Raw genomic sequence first — 17,377 nt, forward strand, 5'->3', positions numbered from 1 at the left:
ATCTATTGAGTCGAAAAATCCCACCGCCTAGGTTCGCCGACATGGGAAGCAACCGGAAGCCGTCGCAGGCACCCCCACGCCCGAAGGCCACCCCTGAAGACGTGGCCGAGCACCTCGGTGTCGGCGTCGAAACGCTCTACAAGTGGCGCTACGAGAAGAAGGGCCCGACCGGCGTCCGGGTCGGGAAGTACCTGCGCTACGACTGGGCCGACGTCGAAGCATGGTGGGAGGAGCAGAAGGCCGCGTAGCCGTGGACGATCGGCGTGGGGCAGGGAGTGGATCAGGTGCAGGGCCGCCGGTAGGCGATCCGGCGGTGTGCGATGCGAAGGATCTGGGGCCGCCCGCTTTCGATGCGGTAGATGACGCGGTCATCGCCGGCCCGGACGGAGCGGGCACCCTTCCAGGCCGGGTCGAGCAGCCGCTTCGACCGGTGCGTGTACGGGTCGGCGGTGATCAGCTCCAGGGCCCTGTCGACGGTCACGGCAACAGCTCGTTCTGGCGCGGCGATTTATGCGCGACTGCAGCCCACTGCCATCCGTGAGACCGGCTCATCCGCTCGAACCTGCCGACCGTCCAGTCCCCGGGGGCAAGACCGGTGAACTGCCGGACGTGGTGGAGCAGCTGCACGCGGCGGACACCTCGCTCCGTCACCCGCCCGTCGTCCAGCGTCCGCACCCGTACGTCCAACCGGGGGCGGATTCCGGGGACCGGCCCCAGCATCTGGATGCCGACGACCAGGCCCTCGAACACATGCGGTTGCAGCCGGGTCATGTAGTAGCCCCCGAATTCCGGGATGTCGCCCGTGTCGGTGGTCAGGCGCCGTATCAGCTGGGCGGTGGTCCGAGGTCCCGCGTACTGGCGCTTCATGCCGCGGCCTTGGGCTCGGCGGCCTGGGCCAGCTCGCAGAGGTCGGCCGGCTGGCACTCCAGTGCCGCAGCCAATGCGCGCAGGGATGACGGGCGCGGGGCCGAGATGCCCATCTCCCAGTTCCGGACGGCGTGGTACGACATCGAGGTGCGGCGGGCGACGTCGCTGAAGCTGAGCGTCAGTTCGAGCCGCCGGGACTTGGCCTTGGCCGGGCAGAAGCAGAGCTGCATGGGGTCTCCTGGTGCGGGGTCAGCTACCAGGTTGTTTTGTGCGCAATGTTTTTTGTTAGCTGGTAATTCCCTTTCCGTGTGCGCGGAACTGGAGGCCGCGGGCTCACGAATCCGCATCGGCTCGGCCGAGGCCCGGTGCAGCCCCGGCCAGACCCTGCCCATCGTGATCACGGTCTAGAACAGCAGCAACGACTTCTTTTGGGCCTCGGGAACAGCGTCTTCGAACATCGGCAACAGCAGGTCCGAGTCCGCCGGGATGAGGCGGCCCGAGGCGATGCAGCTGATCGGGGGGAGCCCGTGGCGGCGGTTCTGGGGTCCCGGCGGGTCATGCCGGGCCAGGTGGCGCGTGTCCGGGCTGACGGCGACGGAGCGGCGGCAGGCGGGGCAGGTGATGCGAGGCCATGCGGACATGACGAAGTCTCCTTCGTTGAAGGTGTGTTGAGGAGTCACGTCCCCGAGAACCGGGGTGTGTCTGGAGCGTAGGAGCGCCGGCTGAGCGTCGCCATCGGCGGCTGAAATTGCACCGGGAAACCTAATCTCAATGCATCTCAGCAGGTCACACTCAAAGAAACTCGACGGAACAGACGAATCGGGTCGAGATGGCTCTAGAAGGATCGAGAAAGCTCTAGGCCACTGACTCCGAACTTGGCCAGATCGCGTCAGATGCCCACGACAGACTCACGAGGGAACGCACTTTCAGACGCGCCGAGCATCCTTCTGGAGGGCGAAGTGGAGGGTGTCCTCGGAGGCCGAGGTGTGAGTGGAGCGTATGACCGGCGGGGCGGTATGGCGAGCGCCGACTACGGAAACCGGCAACGGGGGCGTTGTTGCAGGTGAAAGGCTACGCAAGGTATCGCAAGAGGACATGAGTGCCCAACAGTGGCTAACTATGACTAACTTCCGCGAGGTCATTAGGGGCCAAGTTGGCTGGATCGCACCGCCGGTCACGGCCGGCCCGCGTGGTCAGGATTTGAGGCATGGCAGAAATCCCTCCCGTGAGGGCTCGTCTGGTGGTGGAGTCGGCCCGATCGGAGCCGGTGAAGCGAGAGTAGGGCGAGAGCCCAGCGGTGGCGAGTAGCGCCCACCCAAAGCCGCCATGACCTGCACGTACTCAGACTGCGCGAGAGCGTAGTGCGAGTGCACGAGAGCGTATTCAGAGTGTCCCCAGAGTGGTGCCAGCGTGCTCCGGAGGGGCGTGGACGGGTTGGCTTGTTCCGTTCGTCTGAGGCGAGTCTGGCATGCCGTCGAGCTGCGGCGAAGTGGCCCGGCTCCGTCTCGGCCAGGCGGTACCGGTGAGTTCCGGTGAGTACGGGTGAGCCTCGCCGAGGTTTCCCGAGAAACTCCGAGGAATCCGGAGAATCAGGACGGCCGGATGCAGTCGTTGGCCTTCTGAGATGGGGATCTGAGGCAGGTGGACGGCGATACCAGGATCGGGATGGAGTGCCCAAAATATGAAATATGGAACGTAATCTAACGCGGTACCTGCTAGAAGGCACCCACTCCTCCCCGCAGCCGACCCCGCGCCGCACCGAGCCCTCCGCTGCCCCGCCCTCGCCCCCGCGTACGGCCCGGGTCAACGTCCGCGCCGAGGATCTCGTCTACGCCGGCGCCTGGTTCGAGCAGGGTCTCTGTCCGCCGGAGGACGACGGCGAGGGCCTGGAGGAGGAGTTCGCCGCGGACTGGGACGACGACGAAGACGACGGTGACGACGACGGCGCGGTGTATCTGCCGCTGGGCGGTGGGCGGTAGGTCATGTCGCTGCGAGCCAGAGCTGTCCGCGCTGCGGAATCCCCCTTCCGGTCTCGGGCTGGCTGTGCAGAATGCCCTGAGCCAACAGAGGGGGGACCAACATGCCCGTGGATCCGGTCAGCGCCGCAGCCGGCGCAGCCCGCGCAGGAGCCGCCGCGCTGCGTGCGGCACAGAGCGCTAGTAACCCGTACGTCATGGTCAAGCACGGCCGCCGTGAGGACCGGGCCGCCGCCTATGACAGGTTCATCGGTGCGACCACGGCCTTCTACCACGATGGGGAGATGGACGAGGCGGACGTCAATGGCCTCCTGGCTGCGCTCCTGGCTATCGAGCTGCGCGCGCCGCGCCATGTGAGGAACGCGGCGCGCGACCTGTTCCGGCGGCTCATCGGAGTGGGGACGCTCACCCAGCGAACCGGATGGAGGAAGAAGGTGACCCTGCCCGACGCCCCCGGGGGACGAGCGGCCATCGGACCGATCCCGCCCGACCTGGACAACCGTGTGAGCGGCACCTTCTACCTCCCGCACCACCTCGAAGACGACCACCGCCTGGAATACACAGTGATCACGTCCAGCGACGAGCTGCACGAGCGGCTCATCGACTTCGCCAGGATCGCCCGCCTGGACGTGACTGCCCGGTGGTACCACTCGCTGATGACCCCGTGGGGCAAGCGTTGGTGGCTGAAACGGAGATAGCCCGCGGACATGAAGAAGCCCCCGTCCGGGGCGGGGGGTTCTGCGCACCAGCTAGGCCGCCGCGGCCTGCGTCCTCACGGTGAGGATCTCCGACTGCGGGCCGGTGCCGGAGGCGCTGAAGGCGGCCACGGCGCACTTGTACTCGGTGTTCGCCTTGAGGCCGTCCACGAGCGCGTTGACGCGCGCTCCCAGGGTCTTCGTGGGCGTGGTGGGCAGTTCCGCGGTCCCCTCGGCGATGTAGAGGTAGTGCCCGGCGATCCCGGCCAGGTCGAGCCCTGCGGAGCCGGAGTACGTGCCGGAGCCAGCGGCCTCGCCTACGCCAGACCGCCAGTTGAGCATTACCTCGCGCGAGGTCTGCCAGCCGCCCGAGACGGGATTTCCGTCCGCGTCGAGGTACCACTGGGGAGCCGGCGGTACCTGCGCCGCTGCCTTGCCGCCGGCTCGAGGTCACTGCCGTCTTGCCTGGCATCAGCAGGGTCTTCAGTGGGCTCGGCTCTAGCGGGGTTCGTCAGTTCCGTCAGAGCAGGACGCGCAGTCGGTACAGATCGGCCACAGCTTGCCCACTGCGGGCCAGGTGCCGTCAATGTGAGCCAATGACATTTCCTTGGAGTTTGTCACGGTGAGCTTGAGGACGCCATCAGGTCGAACGACGTTCACGCCCATATTGAACGTCGCATCCGGGTCCGGGTGAAGGGCGGCCGGCTCACTACGGGTCGCCAGGACTGCCCAGAGTGAGAGGCTGTGAGGTACTTCTCCGGATCGCCGCAGATCCTTCAAGAGGGCAGGGATGTGCTGCATGTGCTCGCTGTGTGGAAAATCGGCCTTGGCTTTCCAGGTCATCCCCGAATAGTGGACTCGTGGATGGTGGGACATCAGCACGGTCTTGATGAGCCACCGCGACAGAGGGGCAACGTCCTCCCGAGGACACGTGAACAGAGTTCGCCCACCAAATAGCTTCGGAAGATGCTCAACGGCTGGCTTTTCGAAGGTCTCGTTCAGCCACTGGTTGCAGGAGAGGCAACAGGGAACCCGAATGGCGCTCAGTGGTTTATCCAGCCTCTTCGTTTCCTGCTCCTTGGCTCCGCGATATGTCATGGCGTACATGTCGTACGCGCTCTCTCCCAGCGCGCCGTCGTTGGCGATGGTCAGGGCCTTGAGGAGCTGTTCAGGCAGAGCGTGTTCGCCGGTTGCCTTTTTCACCGGCGCCGCACAGAGGACGCAGGTGTGCTTCTTCGCGGACATGGCCAGAAGCTAGCAGTCCATGGCGCCGCGTATCAGCGTATTTCAGCGATGGGGCGGCTGGCCCGCTGTGCGCCTAGCGCCTCCCGGAGGTGAGGGGCCCTACTGCCAGCTCTCCGGCCCCGGGGCTTCCCATAGTGAGGGAGCGATCGGTGGGGTCGACGTGATGTCGCGGGGAAGCCTCCAGACGTACACCGGGCCTCCACGCCTGACACGTGACGCAAGGCGGCCACGCCGGCACCTGTGACCACGCTACGGTTCAGCGGGCAGGTGGAGCACAGCAAGGGGGAGCCCGCTCATGGCTGATCTCAGCACGTTCATATCCCAAGACTTCGGCTCGGTGGCGTCGGCTGTCGTGGCCTTGCTTGCCATCCCAGGCGTGGTCATCGCAGGGCACATTCAGGGCAGCAAGGCGCTGAAGGGTGCTCAAGCCCAAGCGGAGAAGGCGCTGGAAGCCGCGCAAGCGCAGGCCGCAGCGACCCTGGAGACGGGACGGCTGCAAGCTCAAGCAGCTGTTGCCAGTGCCAGGGAGTTGTCCCGGGAGGCGCATGCCCAGTGGCAGCGGGACCGGTGCCAGGAGGTCTGGGCGGAGTACGTCAAGGAACTGGACGTGCTATTGCCGAAGGTGGAAGCCAACAACCAGGAAGCTCGATCCGATGAATTGTTGAAGGCCTACGCGATGGTGGAGCTGATGAGCCCCCCAAGCGTTTTGGCCAAGGCGCGAGAAGTGAAGGATGGGGCGCTGGACTTTACGACGGCGCTCTATATGGAGCACCTGGAGCGCGAAAACTACATCCGCTTGGCGCGTGCTAGAGGACAGTTGGGGGACGTTGTCGACGCGGGGGCCCGGATTTCTCGATCCCCTAACGGTAGCTTGGCTGAGCAGATTCAGATTGGCCCCGATGATTGGGATGTGCGAGGGCCGGAGTCCCAGGAGGACTTCGAGGACATGAGTGAGCGGTTCGAGCGGGGCGAAATTGCGCGTGCTGCCGTGGAGGCGCTCGACGAAGCGGAGCAAGCAGTCGGAGACGACATGGCTGAGAGGCGAGCCCGCCAGGCTCTTGTGATCGCTGGTGTGGATGAAGCAGAAGCGGAGTTGCTGGCCCACTCAGCGGGGCTGGACCGTGGGGGGCAAGTTGAGCTGCTGGGGCAAAGGCGGATCGCGTTGGGCGTTCTTCGGGACTCTTTCGTGGAGGCGGCACGCATGGAGCTGGACGCGCTCGGCAGGTGACTTGGAGGGGGCCTACGGCTCCCAGCTCTCCGGGCCGCCACCTTCCCAACGGAACAGGGAGCCGTCGGTGATGTCGATGCCGTCCCAGCCGGGAAGCTCTACCCGCCGCAGGAGTTCACGCAGGTCGTTCTCGCTGTAGGCCATGCCCAGGATCGTGCCGTCCACGTGCACACGCCGGCCGCCCTGATCGTCGGGCTGGTGGATCACGATGCGAGGGTCCATGCTTCCAGCGTCGTCGAGGTGAGGTCACCATGCACGCGGAGGAGAGTGGAGAACATGATTCTTCTTGATGTGCTGGACTCCTACATCTTGTGGTTCGCCGTATCGCAATGAAAATCCCGGCATGTTTACCCATGGAGGCGACGCCAATTGGGCTGTTGGGGCGTATCCGAGTTCCCCAATGGTGCAGCCAAGCGGCTGCGCGGGTGAAGCTGCTGGGCCTTCCGGGTTGTGCTATTAACACCCAAAAATTCCCGTGTGGTGCGGTGGGCGCGAAGCATCCTCCAGCACCCTCGGGAGTACCGCATGTCCACGCTCTCACCTGCGCGGCTTCGTGCCGCACGGGCACAAGTCGGCCTCACCCAGCGGCAACTGGCCGCGCGCTGCGGCATGACGGCCACCGCTGTCTGCAACTGGGAGACAGGCCGCGTATCACCGGCTCCGCGCGTCATCGGCCTGCTGGCCCTGGCGCTGGATCTGAGCATCCCGGACCTGTGCGAGCCGGAGGACGACGAGCTGTTCGCGCTGCTTGACGAGCTGAACGAGAGCCGCCGTCGTCGGGCTTTGGACCACCTGCACCGCGCGGTAGCCGCTCCCTCCCTGGGGGCATGCTGATGACTACATACGACGCTGGCCAGGTGCGGGCTTACCTCGGCGAGGTGTTCCGCGGCTGCTCAGGTCAGCTCGCCCTGGCCCACCAGGGCCGCGGCCTTCGGCACACCCCCGCTGGCCTCCAGCCCACCATCGCATGGACCGAGGACGGCACCTACTCGGGCCCGCGCGAGGCCGCGGTGAAGGTGCGGGAGCTGTACGCCCGGCAGCAGCCCAGCATGTACGTCCGCATGACCACCGTGCACGCCGGCGTCACCTCCGGCACGCGAGGGGTGGAGGCGGACACAGCCGAAGTGGTCACGCTGTGGGCGGACATCGACATCGCCGGCCCCGGCCACAAGACCGGCGAGCCGTTGCCGCCCGACCTGACGTCGGCGCTCAAGGTGGTGGACGCGCTGCCGGAGCCCACGCTGGTCGTGCACTCGGGAGGCGGGATCTACCCGCTGTGGCTGCTGGAGACTCCTCTTGTCGTCACCGGCCCCGAGGTGCTGGCCGAGGCAAAGACGCTGTCCATGGCGTGGCAGCTCCTCGTGCAGCGCATCTCGCAGCGGTACGGCTGGACGTACGGGACCGGCGTCGGTGACCTCGCCCGCGTGCTGCGCGTCGCGGGGACCGTGAACCCGAAGGTGCCCGACAACCCGCGCCCCTGCCGGATCCTGCACGACGGCGGCCCTCGGTACATGCCGGAGACGCTGGACGCGTGGGTGCGCGAGCAGGGGCCGGATCTGGTGGCGGAGGCGAAGGCTGCCAGCCGTCCGCGCTCGACCGCGTGGGGGACGGGGCAGTGGGCGGCCCTGGAGCAGGTGGAGGACGAGTACAGCCCCGGCGGCGTCCTGAGCCGCCTGTGCCCGGTCTCCGCCGTCCTGGAGCCGGTGGGCTGGGCTCTGTTGTCCGTCGACCAGCGGGGCGTCGAATACTGGCGCCGACCCTCGGACGGGGACTACTGGACCTCGCCGTACTCGGCGAAGTGGAACGTGAACGGGGTGCCGGTGCTGGTGGTGTGGTCGGAATCCGCAGGGTTGCCGACGGGGTCGGGGCAGAAGCTGACGATCTTGAGACTCCTGGCTCATCTGCACTGCGACGGTGACCTATCGCGTGCGACACGGGGCGTGCTGGCGGCGGCGGCGCGGGAGGCCCTGGCACCGGAGTGGGCGGCGGACCTGCCGGGTGACGTCCTGGACGAGATCCGCGAGTGCTGCATCACGAGCTACTGCGGGACGGGGGCAGCCGCATGAGCCGATCCCGCCGCAGCACCCCCAGGTCAGCGGACACGCCGTCCGAGAAGCCCCGATGGAACATCGCGAACGACAAGATCGCGCGCGATCAGATCCCCACCATGTTGAAACTGGGGTCGATGCCGCACAGCCCGTACAGCCGGTTCGAGACGATCTGCCTGTTGGTGCAAAACGAGGACGGTCCCCCAACCATCCACACCTTCACGCCGGCCACGCTGGGTGCGTACCTCTCGGACCACATCGACACCTTCACGCGGAAGGGCGCCGGCGACGGGAAGCAGGTCGAGACGCCGAAGCTGATCACCGAGACGGTATGCAAGAGCGCCTTGAACAGCCTCAGTCCCGATCTGAAGCGGCTGAAGAACGTGGTGACGACGCCGGTCTTGTTGCCGGACGGCACGCTGCTGACCACGCCGGGGTACCACGAGGGTTCCGGACTGTACCTTTCCCCCACGGTCGCGATCCCGCCGGTCCCCGAACGCCCGAACGCCGATGAGGTATGTGCGGCCAAGCGCCTCCTGCTGGAGGTGGTGCTGGCCGACTTCGAGTTCGTGATGCGAAGCGACAAGGCCAACTACCTGGCCTACCTGTTCACGCCGCTCCTGCGCGCCTACGCGGGTGGGATCGTCCCACTGATCACGATCACGGCGAACAACCCGGGATGCGGGAAGAGCCACCTGGCGCGGCTGCCGGGGATGCTGTTCGGCATCGGCGAGATCCAGTGGCCGACCAATGACAGCTCCGAGCTACGGAAGGCGATCACAGCAGCCTTCACGTCCGAGACCGCGCCCATCTTCCTGTTCGACAACATCGACGACGGTACCGTGATCCGCAGCGGCGTACTGGCCCGCTTGATCACCGACTTCCACTGGTCCGACCGCATTCTGGGGTACACCAAGGCGGTCGCCTTCGAGAACAACCGCACCTGGGTGATGACCGGCAACAACCTGATGCTCGCCGGCGACAACCAACGTCGGACCGTGCCTGTACGCCTCGGCTGCTCCCACCCCCACCCCGAAGACCGCGACCCGGACCAGTTCAAGACGGGCGGGGACCTGCTGGAGTGGGCCGGCGACCACCGCGAGGAGATCCTGCACGCCATGCTCGTCCTGGTCGCCGACTGGGTGGCCGCGGGTGCGCTGAAGGGCAAGAAGACGCTGGCGTGTTACGTGCCCTGGACGCGCACCATGGATGGATTCCTCCGGCATATCGGCGTCGAAGGGTTCTTGGAAGGGCGCACCGAAGCCGTCGCCGCCCAGGACCCCGACGGCGAGGAGTGGGCCGCGCTGCTGACCGCCTGGCGGAAGAGGTTCGGCCCAGCTTGGGTGTCCGTCCGGGATGTACTGCACGACGACGAGTTGTCCGACTATCTGTTCGCGGCCAGGGGGCAGGAGCTGACGACCCAGACGCTAGGCCTCCGGTTCCGGGCGAAGGAAGGGCGTTGGTTCGGCGAATACCGACTCGCACGCTGTGCGGACAAGCACGCCAAGCAGTCCAACTGGCGTGTGGAGAAGTGCCAGGAGGAGGCCGAAGCGGGGCAGGGCGGAGGCAGCGAGACGTCCTCCGAATCCGCCACCGAGGACCGTGAGGATGTAGAGCGCGAAGATGATCCAGGCTCTACGGAGCCTCTCTGCAACTCATCTGCGGGGAGTTGCGGGGAGTCTGCGCACCCCTTCTCTGACCTTTTTTCGAGTAGTGCAGAGCGCCAGAAAGGTACGCAGCAGACTCCCCGCAACTCCCCGCAAAGCGACTTGTTGAACAACGGAGCTCACCCCTCCTCGGCCGCTGGGAGGACGTGGCCGCCGGGTAAGAAGTGGGGACGTCGAGCTGTCCGGATCCCCACTCCAGAAGCATCATGAATAGCCTGGTACTACCAACCTGACCCGCTGGCGGGTGACGCTTGACTGTATGAGCATCCCCGTCATTTTCACCAGCACCATCGCGCCGCATGCACCTGCGCTGCTGCGATTCCCGGACTCGGAAGACCCCCGCCCCTTCATCTCGGATTTCCCCAGGGATTTCTTTTCGTGGTCGGACCGCTATGGATGCGCCCTGTTTGACTCGGGCAGGGTCCTCGACGTCGTCCACGCCCTTTTCAAGGACTTCAGCCGCGTGGCCGTAATAAGCGGCAAGGCTGAGAACGAACTCGAATACTCCAACGAGGTCACCCGGCCCAGAAACGTCCGGGCCCGATCCACATGACCACCATGAGACGGCCGGCTGCCGCTCCGGCTGGGGGCCCTTTCCTGGGACGGCAGGAGAGGGCCCCGCACACCTCAGCGCTCGTCGTAGCCAGCCGCGGCGCCCTGGACGAAGGCGATGCTCATCTTGGGTCGCCCCGACCTGTAGTAGTGCGCGTCAGGGATGCACTCGGTCTGCTCGTTCATCACCATCCGGCGCGTCCACGGGTCCCGTCCCTCGTTGTGAACGCTCGTCGACCACGAGCCGCTGGGCCGCCATCCGTCACGGGACTGCATGGCGGGGTTGAGCTGGTGGTGGGAGTCGTCGACGCCGGGACGGTACCCCTCAGCCTCGCTGAGCCGGCGGTTTTCCTGGAGGGGGAGGGGATTCTTCTGCGGCGGCGAATCCTTGATAGTGGATTTCTGTGCCGCGGTGATGGCGTCGTCGACTCGGTAGCGCATGCGAACTCCTAGCTTGGGGACGATTCCAATTATCGTCCCCGCATGCAATCCCATACATCTGGGCCGTCAGGCTCAGCAACAGAAATAAGGCCGACATGAGCGGTAATTGGTGGACTCAGAAGGTGCGCGCCGCGGAGGAGCAGGAGCGTCAGGAGCGGAATGACGCGCTGGCAGCCGAGCTGAGGCCGAACTACCCGGTCTTGAGCGCGGGCACTCAGGCGTGGGTCGACGGTGCGCGAGCCAAGGCGGCAGCCAACAAGCGGCTGAGGCTCGTAGCAACATGTCCTACTTCAGCCTCGAAGACGTCCGTGCGGCTGCTCACATGCGGGCCGTGCAGGCTTATCACGCGACCGCGCATGTCGCGGCCCGCGGCGGTCTTGCCCGGATCGAACCCAACCCCGTCGACATGGACCAGTACGACCTGCACCGCCCCACTGGGTCGTACTCGGACGTGTTTTAGGTGCGCCCGGCGCCGCCTGTGCGTTGGGCTGCGGTGTACGCCGCGATGGACGCGGATCGTCCAGGACCACCGCCTGCTGCTGAGGTCGCCGCGGCGCCCGTGGGCTGCAAGGTGTACCCGGAGCCGCCCGCGGGCTGTTACTGGTCGAGCGGCGTGTTGTTCTGGCTCGTCGAGCCGGGCAATCTCGTTCTCCGCGTGAACCGCATGATTGAGGCCCACAATTCCCACCGAGCCGTGACGGCCGCGGTTGTGGACCTGGTGCACGAGGACGGCCAGCGCCACGCGGGAGTGGCCATCCCCTCGACTCCGCTCAGCAAGGACGTTGCAGGTTGGGGGGATGGATGGCTGGCAATGCGGCTGATCAGCGGTGGAAGTCATCGCCCCTATCGCGCGGTACCGATTCCTTCGGGATCGTGGGTCGAGCGAGCACGTGAGTTGAACGGCTCGCTGTAGGAGAAGGCCCCGCTGGCGGGGGCACCGGGTATGCGCAGGCCCCCGCTGTGGGGGCCACGCAATCACCGGCATCTGCCCATCAAACGAGTAACTACCTGTTCCACGTCCCGCGAGCCGTGTCCCCACCCACCTCTGGATTTGACCCCAGCCCGCTGGAGGGGACCCGAGGTCAGCTGTCAGCGGGGCCCCACCGAGATTGGAGCAGAAATGGCCCTCCCCTCCTTCTTCCGCCGGTACTCCGAGCCCGAACCGGTCGTCGATCTGAGCACACCCGAAGCCCAAGCCGAGCACGCGGCCTTCCTGGCTGCCAGCGAGCCCGAGGAACCCCGCCACAGCGTCGACTTCCACAGCAGGGCGCAGGACGAACCGCCGCGGCACCGGCCCCGCAGGCAGTACCCCTGCCCGGTGAGGATCGCGCGAGCGTCGGACGGCGCGGAGTACGCCCCGTATGAGTAGGCGGCGGCGCGATGCGATGCGGCACATTCCTGGCATTGGGCGATCGGCGGCGCGCGAGTACTGGCTGGACGTCCTCAACTCGGCGCCGCCGGAGAGCCCCACGGTGCCGTGGAGGCCGGAACCGCCGACCTGGATGCGCCAGCCCGTCGTCGTCCGCGAGCCGACCAGACAGCTGCCCATTTCCTGGGTGGACGATGCGCCGTCTCAGGAATGGGCGGGGGCCGTCGGGGCCGCGAAATATGAGCTGTTGAAGTTGGAAGCGAAGGCGGCGAAGGAGGAGCGCTCCACGGACGACGGTTCGCCGCCGGCATGGTTGACGCCACGGTTCTCCCGCCGAACACCGCTTGAGATCCTGAACCACCCGAGCCAGCTGCTGACGGTCAAGGAGCGCCAGGACAACGGCGCAACGGGGCCCTGGACGGGCCGGTCGTGGATCGACGCGAATCCGCGCATGAGGCATGTGGTGGTGCCCGCGGAGGATCCGGAGAAGCCGACGGTGCAGGCGGAATGCTCGATCGCACCCTGGTGGGACGAGTAAGCAGTCGACCGTCAGAGTCGGTCGGCGAGGAGGAGCGCGAGCGGGCCGCCCTGGAGCAGGAAGCGGCCTTCGGCGGCCGCCGTGATGGCATCTTGCATCGGCCACCACATGAGCTTGAAGTCGGCCTCGGAGGGCTCCAGCTGCTGGGGCCCCAGGGTGAGACCCTCGGCGAGGAAGAGATGGACCCGGGCGGTAGATCCAAGGGTGATGGCGTACGAGCCCAGGGGGCGCCAGGACTGGGCGGTGATCCCGGCTTCTTCGCGCAGTTCCCGGTGTCCGCACTCTTCGGGAGTCTCGCCCTGCTCCATCCGGCCGCCGGGGAGGAAGAGGTACTCGCCGCCGTGGCGGGGGAATCGGGACGTGAGCAGGGCGACCAGGCCGTGCTCGTCTCGGGCCACTACTACGGCGGCGTCGCGCATCTCTGAATCCATGTGTCGAGCGTAGACAGGGTCAGAGCAGCATGGCGGCGAACGGCACATTCATCACCGCCGGGTGGGCGATCCCGCGGCCGTGGTAACCGTCTTCTCCGAAGGCGTCGCCGTGGTCCGCGCAGATGATGACGAGCCATTGCTTCTTCGTGGTGAGGCCGGCGACCAGGCGCCCGAGATGCCCGTCGGCGTAGGCCAGGGCCGCGGCTTGGGACTCCCACGTGTCGGTGCTCTGGCCGAGGTAGTGACCGTGGGGAACATGGGTGGCGGAGACGTTGACGAACAGGAACAGCCGCCGGTCCTCGTACTTGAGGGCGAGGCCGAGGGCTTCGTCGACCTGGTGGCGGGTGGAGTCGGGCTCCGGCGAGCAGAACTCCGGGCGCCAGTGGTCCTCGTCGAACAGGTCCGGCAGGACGGAGCCGAGCGGGGTTTCCCGTGAGAAGTAGGTGACCCCGCCGACGCACACGGTGCGGTAGCCGTGCTGGACGAGCCCGGCCAGCAGGCTCGGAGCGTCGAAGACGAACGTGCCCGGGTCGACGGTCTTGAACGCAGGCGGGCGGCACTCCCACATACGCGGGGGCTGCTCGGGCTGCGGGAGCTTGGGCAGGAAGCCGGAGAGGAACGCGATGTGCGCGGGGAGGGTGAAGGTGCCCGGGGTGCGGCGTTCCTCCCACTGGCCGCCGGGGAGGAGCTTGGCCAGGTGCGGGGTTTGCCCGGCGTGCGTGGTGGACCGTGCGACGTCGTAGCGCAGGGAGTCGAGGGTGACGAAGAGGATGTTCGTGCCCGACTCGATGACCTCGGCCGTGTTGATCACCGGGCCGCCTCCGAGTAGGGCTGGATGGAGCCCTTGCATTCGGTGTTGACGGGGAGGGGGATGCGCTCTTCGGCGATCATGCGGCGGATCAGGTAGAGGCTGGGCCGTTCAGCCAAGGGGACGCCCGCGCGGTCGTAGAGGGTGATGGTGACCTGGTCGCCCGCCGTGGTGACGCGCATCCCAGGGGCCCGGTCCGCTTCCTTCATGGCGATCACCAGTTCGTCCTCGTCGGCGACGCCCAGGTCCAGGACCTGGCAGGCGTAGTGCTGGGCGTTGATGGCGCCCTGGCACAGAAGGTCGAAGAACTTCGCGGTGGCCGGCTGTCCGTCGTGCGCGACTACGAGCTGGTCGGAGCGGAGGGTGACGACGAAGCAGGCGGCGATCCACCAGGCCGCGGCGGGGTGCATCTCGTCGGGGAACCTGCCGGTGGCTCCGCCGTCGCGGATGACCTTGTCGGTGTCGATGGGGTTAAGCACGGTGGCGCTCCAGGTGGGCGGTGATCAGGTCGGCGAGGTCGTCGGGGGTAAGGCCGTCGGTGTCCAGCACGGTCGCGGTGGGGTCGTCGGCGGCGACGGCCTCGAAGTTGGCGGTGAGCTGCTTGAGGCGGCCGGGAATGGCGAAGAGGTCGGTGTCGTCCTGCTTGGTGTCGCCCTTGATGGCCATGCGCTCTCGCAGGGTCTCCTCGGAGCACCTCAGGTAGAAGGTGTGGTCGGGGACGACGAGGTAGGGCCGGAACGGGGCGATCATCCGGTCCACTTCGGCGATGTCGACGCTGTGGATCGCGGCCTGGCAGGCGGTGACCGAGGACGCGTAGCGGTCGGCGATGACGGGCCCGATGGCGAGGGCGCGGCGGATGCGGTCGGAGACGTGCAGGAGTCCGGAGAGGTAGAAGGCGAGGTTCGGCAGCGGGTTCATGCGGTGGGCTGCGTCGGACCAGCCGGAGTGGGGCGGGGCCAGGGTGTGTATGCCGGAGCCGTTCAGGCGGTGCGCGAGGATCGCGGTCAGGGTGGACTTCCCGACGCCGGAGACGCTTTCCAGCGCGATGAACGGGACTTCGTGGTCGTCGTAGGGGACGGGGGCGAAGGCCGCGGGCAGGGCGATGGTCTGGCTCACAGGGTCCCCTCGGTGAAGGCGGTGACGTGTCCGGCGATGGCTTCGGCGAGGCGGCCGGGCTCGTCCAGGAGGTGCTTGACGTCCAGGCGCAGGTCGTCGCGGAGGAGGCAGGGCTGGACACCGCCGGCGTGGTCGGCGCGCAGAGCCCAGAACCCTTCGACGCACTTGGGCCGGACGGGGCAGGTGCCGCACTGGCCGACGTGATGGCGGCCAAGGTCGCGGTGGATGACTTCGACGTCCACGCCGTCGATGTCGAAGACGCGGCGGCCCTGGCCCACCCCGACGATCTCGATTCGCTCGCGGCTCGTGAGGGTCCGCAGGTGCTTGATGATGTCGTCGGCCGGGACGGCGGACTTGGCGCGGGCTTCGTTGAAGTCTGTGCCTACCAGCTCGATGAACTGGACGGGCATGCGGCGGTCCAGGGCGAAGGTGAGGATGTCGCGGACCTCGTGCTCGTTCTCCTTCTGGAGGAGACAGTTCAGCTCGACGTGCTTGAACATCTCGCGGGCCGCTTCGATGCCGTCCAGGACGCAGTCGATGCCGATGCGGGTCCCGGCGATGGCCTTGAACGTGTCGTCGGAGAAGTAGTGCAACGACACCTTGATCTTGTCGAGCGGCGCCTTCGAGAGCCAGGACTGGTGGGTACGAACCAGCGTGCCGTTGGTGATCAGCGTGTACGAGCCGTCGGGGCCGCTCGGGCGGAGCCCGGTCAGCACCTCGCGGGCCAGCGGCGACGTCAGGGGCTCACCGCCGGTGAAGAAGATGCGCCGAAGCCCGGCGTCCGTCATCGCGTTGATGAGCGTGAGGAACTCGGCCGCACCGTAGTGGCGCACGCGCGGCTGCTGGGTGCGGTCCATGCGGGTCAGCGGCGGCGGGACGTCGGCCTCGTTGTGGCAGAACCAGCAGGCCACGTTGCAGCGCGGTGTAAGAGAGATCCGCCCCTGGCCGCCCAGGGCTGCGAAGTTGTGGAACGCGGTCCAGTCGGTGCGGGGTTCGGCGAACGGTAAGAGGTCCATGGACATGGTGGTGCTCCGATCGACAGGGTGCGAGCGGTGCGGGGGATCGAGAGGTCTGTCAGCCGGGGCTTCCGGCGAGAGCCAGGACGACCACAAGGGCGCTGGCGATCAGGACGTAGAGCGTGGTGGCCAACTGTTGCCGCCACCCCCAAGGGCTACGCCGGGGTAAGTCACGGTCCACGGGGGCGTCAGCGGGCTTCGTCGTCGCCGTCGGCCAGCCCCTCCAGGAACTTCTCCCACCCCTCTTCGGCGACCTCCCGCATGCGCGGGCTCAAGTTGCCGTACGCGGGCTGGTCCTGGAGCTGACGGGCGAGCGGGCGGCGCGGGAGGGGTTGCTGGGGCATGGGGTGTGACTCCTTGCCTGCGGTGGAGGCAGCGGACCGCAAGGCGCGAGGGCCTTGCGGTCCGCTGCTGAGGGGACCACTCGGGGGCGATGACCACCCCGAGTGACGTCCCATCACCGTAGGGAGGGGAGCGAGCGGACCTCAACGAAGTTGCGCGTAATTGCGAAATCTCACCCGGCGGCGTCGATCGCGTCCTCGATCAGCTCCCGCGCCCTATCGCCGTACACCGCCATCTTGGCCAGGCCGGCGAAGGCCTTTGCGTAGTCCGTGAGCTCCCGGGGCTGCGAGACGTTGATCTCAGCGGTCAAGGTCTCCACGGCGGCTTGGCGTTCGTCGAAGAGGTAGAACGCCTCCAGCGGCCAGATGACCCGCTGCGCGGTGGAGGGGATGACGCCAAGCGAAACTGACGGGAGCGGCTGCACGGTGAGGAGGTGGCGGAGCTGCGCGGCCATTGTCTCCGGTCCACCGAAGCGGGCACGAAGTACCCACTCCTCCATGACGACGACGAAGCCGTGTCCGCCCTCGTAGAGGAACCGGGAGCGTGCCACGCGAGCCGCTACCGCGTCGGTGACGTCGTCGGGGGTCCCCTGGAAGGCGGTGATCGACTGCATGAGGGCAGTGGCGTAGGCGGGGGTCTGGAGGAAGCCGGGTACGGCGTTGGACACGTAGACCCGGCACACGGCGGTCTGTTCATGCCGGGTGGTCCAGTCCTCCTGGGCCGTGCGCATTCCGCTGCGGTGCAGCTTGCGCCACTCCTGGTACATGGAGTCAACGACGCGGGAGGTGGCGATCAGGTCGCCGATCTGGTCCTCAGCACCGCAGACGGCACACCAGGCGCGGATGTCGGCGTCCGAGGGCGCCAGTTCGGCCTTCTGGATTCGGGTCGTCTTGGCGGGGTGCCAGCCACACCGGGCGGATAGTTCGCGCCCGGTGAGACCGGCGTCCTTGCGCAGGTGCTGCAACCGCACCGCGAGGGCCTCACGCGCCGACTGGGCGCGAGAGGAAGGGGAAGAGGACATGGAGTGTGATCAGGTCG

At 67.2% G+C, this 17,377-nt stretch carries 26 protein-coding genes; 11 read left to right on the forward strand and 15 right to left on the reverse strand.

Going from position 1 to position 17,377, the window contains the following annotated elements:
- Window positions 1–41: 41 nt before the first annotated feature.
- Window positions 42–248, forward strand: a complete 207-nt coding sequence (locus tag ACGFYQ_RS27345) for a helix-turn-helix transcriptional regulator (protein WP_393748284.1) — start codon at window positions 42–44, stop codon at window positions 246–248.
- Window positions 249–280: 32 nt separating this feature from the next.
- On the opposite strand, the gene ACGFYQ_RS27350 is transcribed toward ACGFYQ_RS27345, so the two are convergent.
- The 4 genes from ACGFYQ_RS27350 to ACGFYQ_RS27365 all read right to left on the reverse strand — a co-directional run bounded on the left by ACGFYQ_RS27350 (window position 281) and on the right by ACGFYQ_RS27365 (window position 1,508).
- Window positions 281–481, reverse strand: a complete 201-nt coding sequence (locus tag ACGFYQ_RS27350) for a type II toxin-antitoxin system RelE/ParE family toxin (protein WP_393748286.1) — start codon at window positions 479–481, stop codon at window positions 281–283.
- Window positions 478–867, reverse strand: coding sequence for a hypothetical protein (locus ACGFYQ_RS27355; RefSeq protein ID WP_393748288.1), 390 nt, complete (start codon window positions 865–867; stop codon window positions 478–480). Before ACGFYQ_RS27355 ends, ACGFYQ_RS27350 begins: the two co-directional genes overlap by 4 nt.
- Window positions 864–1,097: a helix-turn-helix domain-containing protein gene (locus ACGFYQ_RS27360; RefSeq protein WP_393748290.1), complete on the reverse strand. Its 234-nt coding sequence runs from the start codon at window positions 1,095–1,097 to the stop codon at window positions 864–866. Before ACGFYQ_RS27360 ends, ACGFYQ_RS27355 begins: the two co-directional genes overlap by 4 nt.
- 174 nt (window positions 1,098–1,271) lie before the next feature.
- On the reverse strand, window positions 1,272–1,508 hold the full coding sequence (locus ACGFYQ_RS27365; protein ID WP_393748292.1) for a hypothetical protein: 237 nt from the start codon (window positions 1,506–1,508) through the stop codon (window positions 1,272–1,274).
- A gap of 1,047 nt (window positions 1,509–2,555) precedes the next feature.
- Here ACGFYQ_RS27365 and ACGFYQ_RS27370 point away from each other — a divergent pair.
- Together ACGFYQ_RS27370 and ACGFYQ_RS27375 are read left to right on the forward strand one after the other, a co-directional pair.
- A complete protein-coding gene (locus tag ACGFYQ_RS27370; protein ID WP_393748294.1) occupies window positions 2,556–2,846 on the forward strand; it encodes a hypothetical protein in 291 nt (96 codons plus the stop codon).
- Window positions 2,847–2,947: 101 nt separating this feature from the next.
- Complete coding sequence (locus ACGFYQ_RS27375; RefSeq protein ID WP_393748296.1) at window positions 2,948–3,541, forward strand: hypothetical protein; 594 nt, start codon at window positions 2,948–2,950, stop codon at window positions 3,539–3,541.
- A gap of 51 nt (window positions 3,542–3,592) precedes the next feature.
- Here the strand turns inward: ACGFYQ_RS27375 and ACGFYQ_RS27380 are convergent, their stop codons facing one another.
- Together ACGFYQ_RS27380 and ACGFYQ_RS27385 are read right to left on the reverse strand one after the other, a co-directional pair.
- Window positions 3,593–3,880, reverse strand: a complete 288-nt coding sequence (locus ACGFYQ_RS27380) for a fibronectin type III domain-containing protein (RefSeq protein ID WP_393748298.1) — start codon at window positions 3,878–3,880, stop codon at window positions 3,593–3,595.
- A gap of 156 nt (window positions 3,881–4,036) precedes the next feature.
- Window positions 4,037–4,783, reverse strand: a complete 747-nt coding sequence (locus ACGFYQ_RS27385) for a hypothetical protein (RefSeq protein WP_393748300.1) — start codon at window positions 4,781–4,783, stop codon at window positions 4,037–4,039.
- A gap of 295 nt (window positions 4,784–5,078) precedes the next feature.
- Here ACGFYQ_RS27385 and ACGFYQ_RS27390 point away from each other — a divergent pair, with 295 nt between their 5' ends.
- The gene (locus ACGFYQ_RS27390; protein WP_393748302.1) at window positions 5,079–6,011 is read left to right on the forward strand and encodes a hypothetical protein; all 933 of its coding nucleotides are present in this window, start codon (window positions 5,079–5,081) and stop codon (window positions 6,009–6,011) included.
- A 12-nt stretch (window positions 6,012–6,023) separates the two neighbouring features.
- On the opposite strand, the gene ACGFYQ_RS27395 is transcribed toward ACGFYQ_RS27390, so the two are convergent.
- Complete coding sequence (locus ACGFYQ_RS27395) at window positions 6,024–6,233, reverse strand: hypothetical protein (RefSeq protein WP_393748304.1); 210 nt, start codon at window positions 6,231–6,233, stop codon at window positions 6,024–6,026.
- A 303-nt stretch (window positions 6,234–6,536) separates the two neighbouring features.
- On the opposite strand from ACGFYQ_RS27395, the gene ACGFYQ_RS27400 reads away from it, so the two are divergent.
- The 4 genes from ACGFYQ_RS27400 to ACGFYQ_RS27415 are packed head-to-tail and all read left to right on the forward strand — an operon-like array spanning window position 6,537 to window position 10,279.
- Window positions 6,537–6,845 carry a helix-turn-helix domain-containing protein gene (locus ACGFYQ_RS27400; RefSeq protein WP_393748306.1) on the forward strand — a complete coding sequence of 103 codons (309 nt, stop codon included), beginning with the start codon at window positions 6,537–6,539 and terminating at the stop codon, window positions 6,843–6,845.
- Window positions 6,845–8,077, forward strand: coding sequence for a hypothetical protein (locus tag ACGFYQ_RS27405; protein WP_393748308.1), 1,233 nt, complete (start codon window positions 6,845–6,847; stop codon window positions 8,075–8,077). Before ACGFYQ_RS27400 ends, ACGFYQ_RS27405 begins: the two co-directional genes overlap by 1 nt.
- Window positions 8,074–9,936: a hypothetical protein gene (locus ACGFYQ_RS27410; RefSeq protein ID WP_393748310.1), complete on the forward strand. Its 1,863-nt coding sequence runs from the start codon at window positions 8,074–8,076 to the stop codon at window positions 9,934–9,936. Before ACGFYQ_RS27405 ends, ACGFYQ_RS27410 begins: the two co-directional genes overlap by 4 nt.
- 49 nt (window positions 9,937–9,985) lie before the next feature.
- Complete coding sequence (locus tag ACGFYQ_RS27415) at window positions 9,986–10,279, forward strand: hypothetical protein (RefSeq protein ID WP_393748312.1); 294 nt, start codon at window positions 9,986–9,988, stop codon at window positions 10,277–10,279.
- A 74-nt stretch (window positions 10,280–10,353) separates the two neighbouring features.
- Here ACGFYQ_RS27415 and ACGFYQ_RS27420 read toward each other — a convergent pair whose 3' ends face one another.
- Entirely contained in the window at window positions 10,354–10,719 is a 366-nt protein-coding gene (locus tag ACGFYQ_RS27420; protein ID WP_393748314.1) for a hypothetical protein, read from the reverse strand.
- Window positions 10,720–10,999: 280 nt separating this feature from the next.
- Between ACGFYQ_RS27420 and ACGFYQ_RS27425 the strand changes: the two genes are divergently transcribed.
- From ACGFYQ_RS27425 to ACGFYQ_RS27435, 3 genes are all read left to right on the forward strand, one after another.
- Window positions 11,000–11,179, forward strand: a complete 180-nt coding sequence (locus ACGFYQ_RS27425) for a hypothetical protein (protein WP_393748316.1) — start codon at window positions 11,000–11,002, stop codon at window positions 11,177–11,179.
- 660 nt (window positions 11,180–11,839) lie between these two features.
- Complete coding sequence (locus ACGFYQ_RS27430; RefSeq protein WP_393748318.1) at window positions 11,840–12,088, forward strand: hypothetical protein; 249 nt, start codon at window positions 11,840–11,842, stop codon at window positions 12,086–12,088.
- Between the two features lie 16 nt (window positions 12,089–12,104).
- Entirely contained in the window at window positions 12,105–12,626 is a 522-nt protein-coding gene (locus ACGFYQ_RS27435) for a hypothetical protein (protein ID WP_393748320.1), read from the forward strand.
- A gap of 11 nt (window positions 12,627–12,637) precedes the next feature.
- Here the strand turns inward: ACGFYQ_RS27435 and ACGFYQ_RS27440 are convergent, their stop codons facing one another.
- The 7 genes from ACGFYQ_RS27440 to ACGFYQ_RS27470 form a co-directional block, all read right to left on the reverse strand.
- A complete protein-coding gene (locus ACGFYQ_RS27440; protein WP_393748322.1) occupies window positions 12,638–13,057 on the reverse strand; it encodes an NUDIX domain-containing protein in 420 nt (139 codons plus the stop codon).
- 19 nt (window positions 13,058–13,076) lie between these two features.
- Window positions 13,077–13,868: an STM4013/SEN3800 family hydrolase gene (locus tag ACGFYQ_RS27445; RefSeq protein ID WP_393748324.1), complete on the reverse strand. Its 792-nt coding sequence runs from the start codon at window positions 13,866–13,868 to the stop codon at window positions 13,077–13,079.
- Window positions 13,865–14,344 (reverse strand): hypothetical protein, encoded by a 480-nt coding sequence (locus ACGFYQ_RS27450; RefSeq protein ID WP_393748326.1) that lies wholly within the window; start codon window positions 14,342–14,344, stop codon window positions 13,865–13,867. Before ACGFYQ_RS27450 ends, ACGFYQ_RS27445 begins: the two co-directional genes overlap by 4 nt.
- Complete coding sequence (locus ACGFYQ_RS27455) at window positions 14,337–14,981, reverse strand: dTMP kinase (protein ID WP_393748328.1); 645 nt, start codon at window positions 14,979–14,981, stop codon at window positions 14,337–14,339. Before ACGFYQ_RS27455 ends, ACGFYQ_RS27450 begins: the two co-directional genes overlap by 8 nt.
- The gene (locus ACGFYQ_RS27460; RefSeq protein WP_393748330.1) at window positions 14,978–15,997 is read right to left on the reverse strand and encodes a radical SAM protein; all 1,020 of its coding nucleotides are present in this window, start codon (window positions 15,995–15,997) and stop codon (window positions 14,978–14,980) included. Before ACGFYQ_RS27460 ends, ACGFYQ_RS27455 begins: the two co-directional genes overlap by 4 nt.
- A gap of 188 nt (window positions 15,998–16,185) precedes the next feature.
- Window positions 16,186–16,341 carry a hypothetical protein gene (locus ACGFYQ_RS27465; RefSeq protein WP_393748332.1) on the reverse strand — a complete coding sequence of 52 codons (156 nt, stop codon included), beginning with the start codon at window positions 16,339–16,341 and terminating at the stop codon, window positions 16,186–16,188.
- 170 nt (window positions 16,342–16,511) lie between these two features.
- Window positions 16,512–17,360, reverse strand: coding sequence for a helix-turn-helix domain-containing protein (locus tag ACGFYQ_RS27470; protein ID WP_393748334.1), 849 nt, complete (start codon window positions 17,358–17,360; stop codon window positions 16,512–16,514).
- Between the last annotated feature and the right edge of the window lie 17 nt (window positions 17,361–17,377).

It is taken from the genome of Streptomyces sp. NPDC048258 (assembly GCF_043201995.1).
GTDB lineage: Bacteria > Actinomycetota > Actinomycetes > Streptomycetales > Streptomycetaceae > Streptomyces.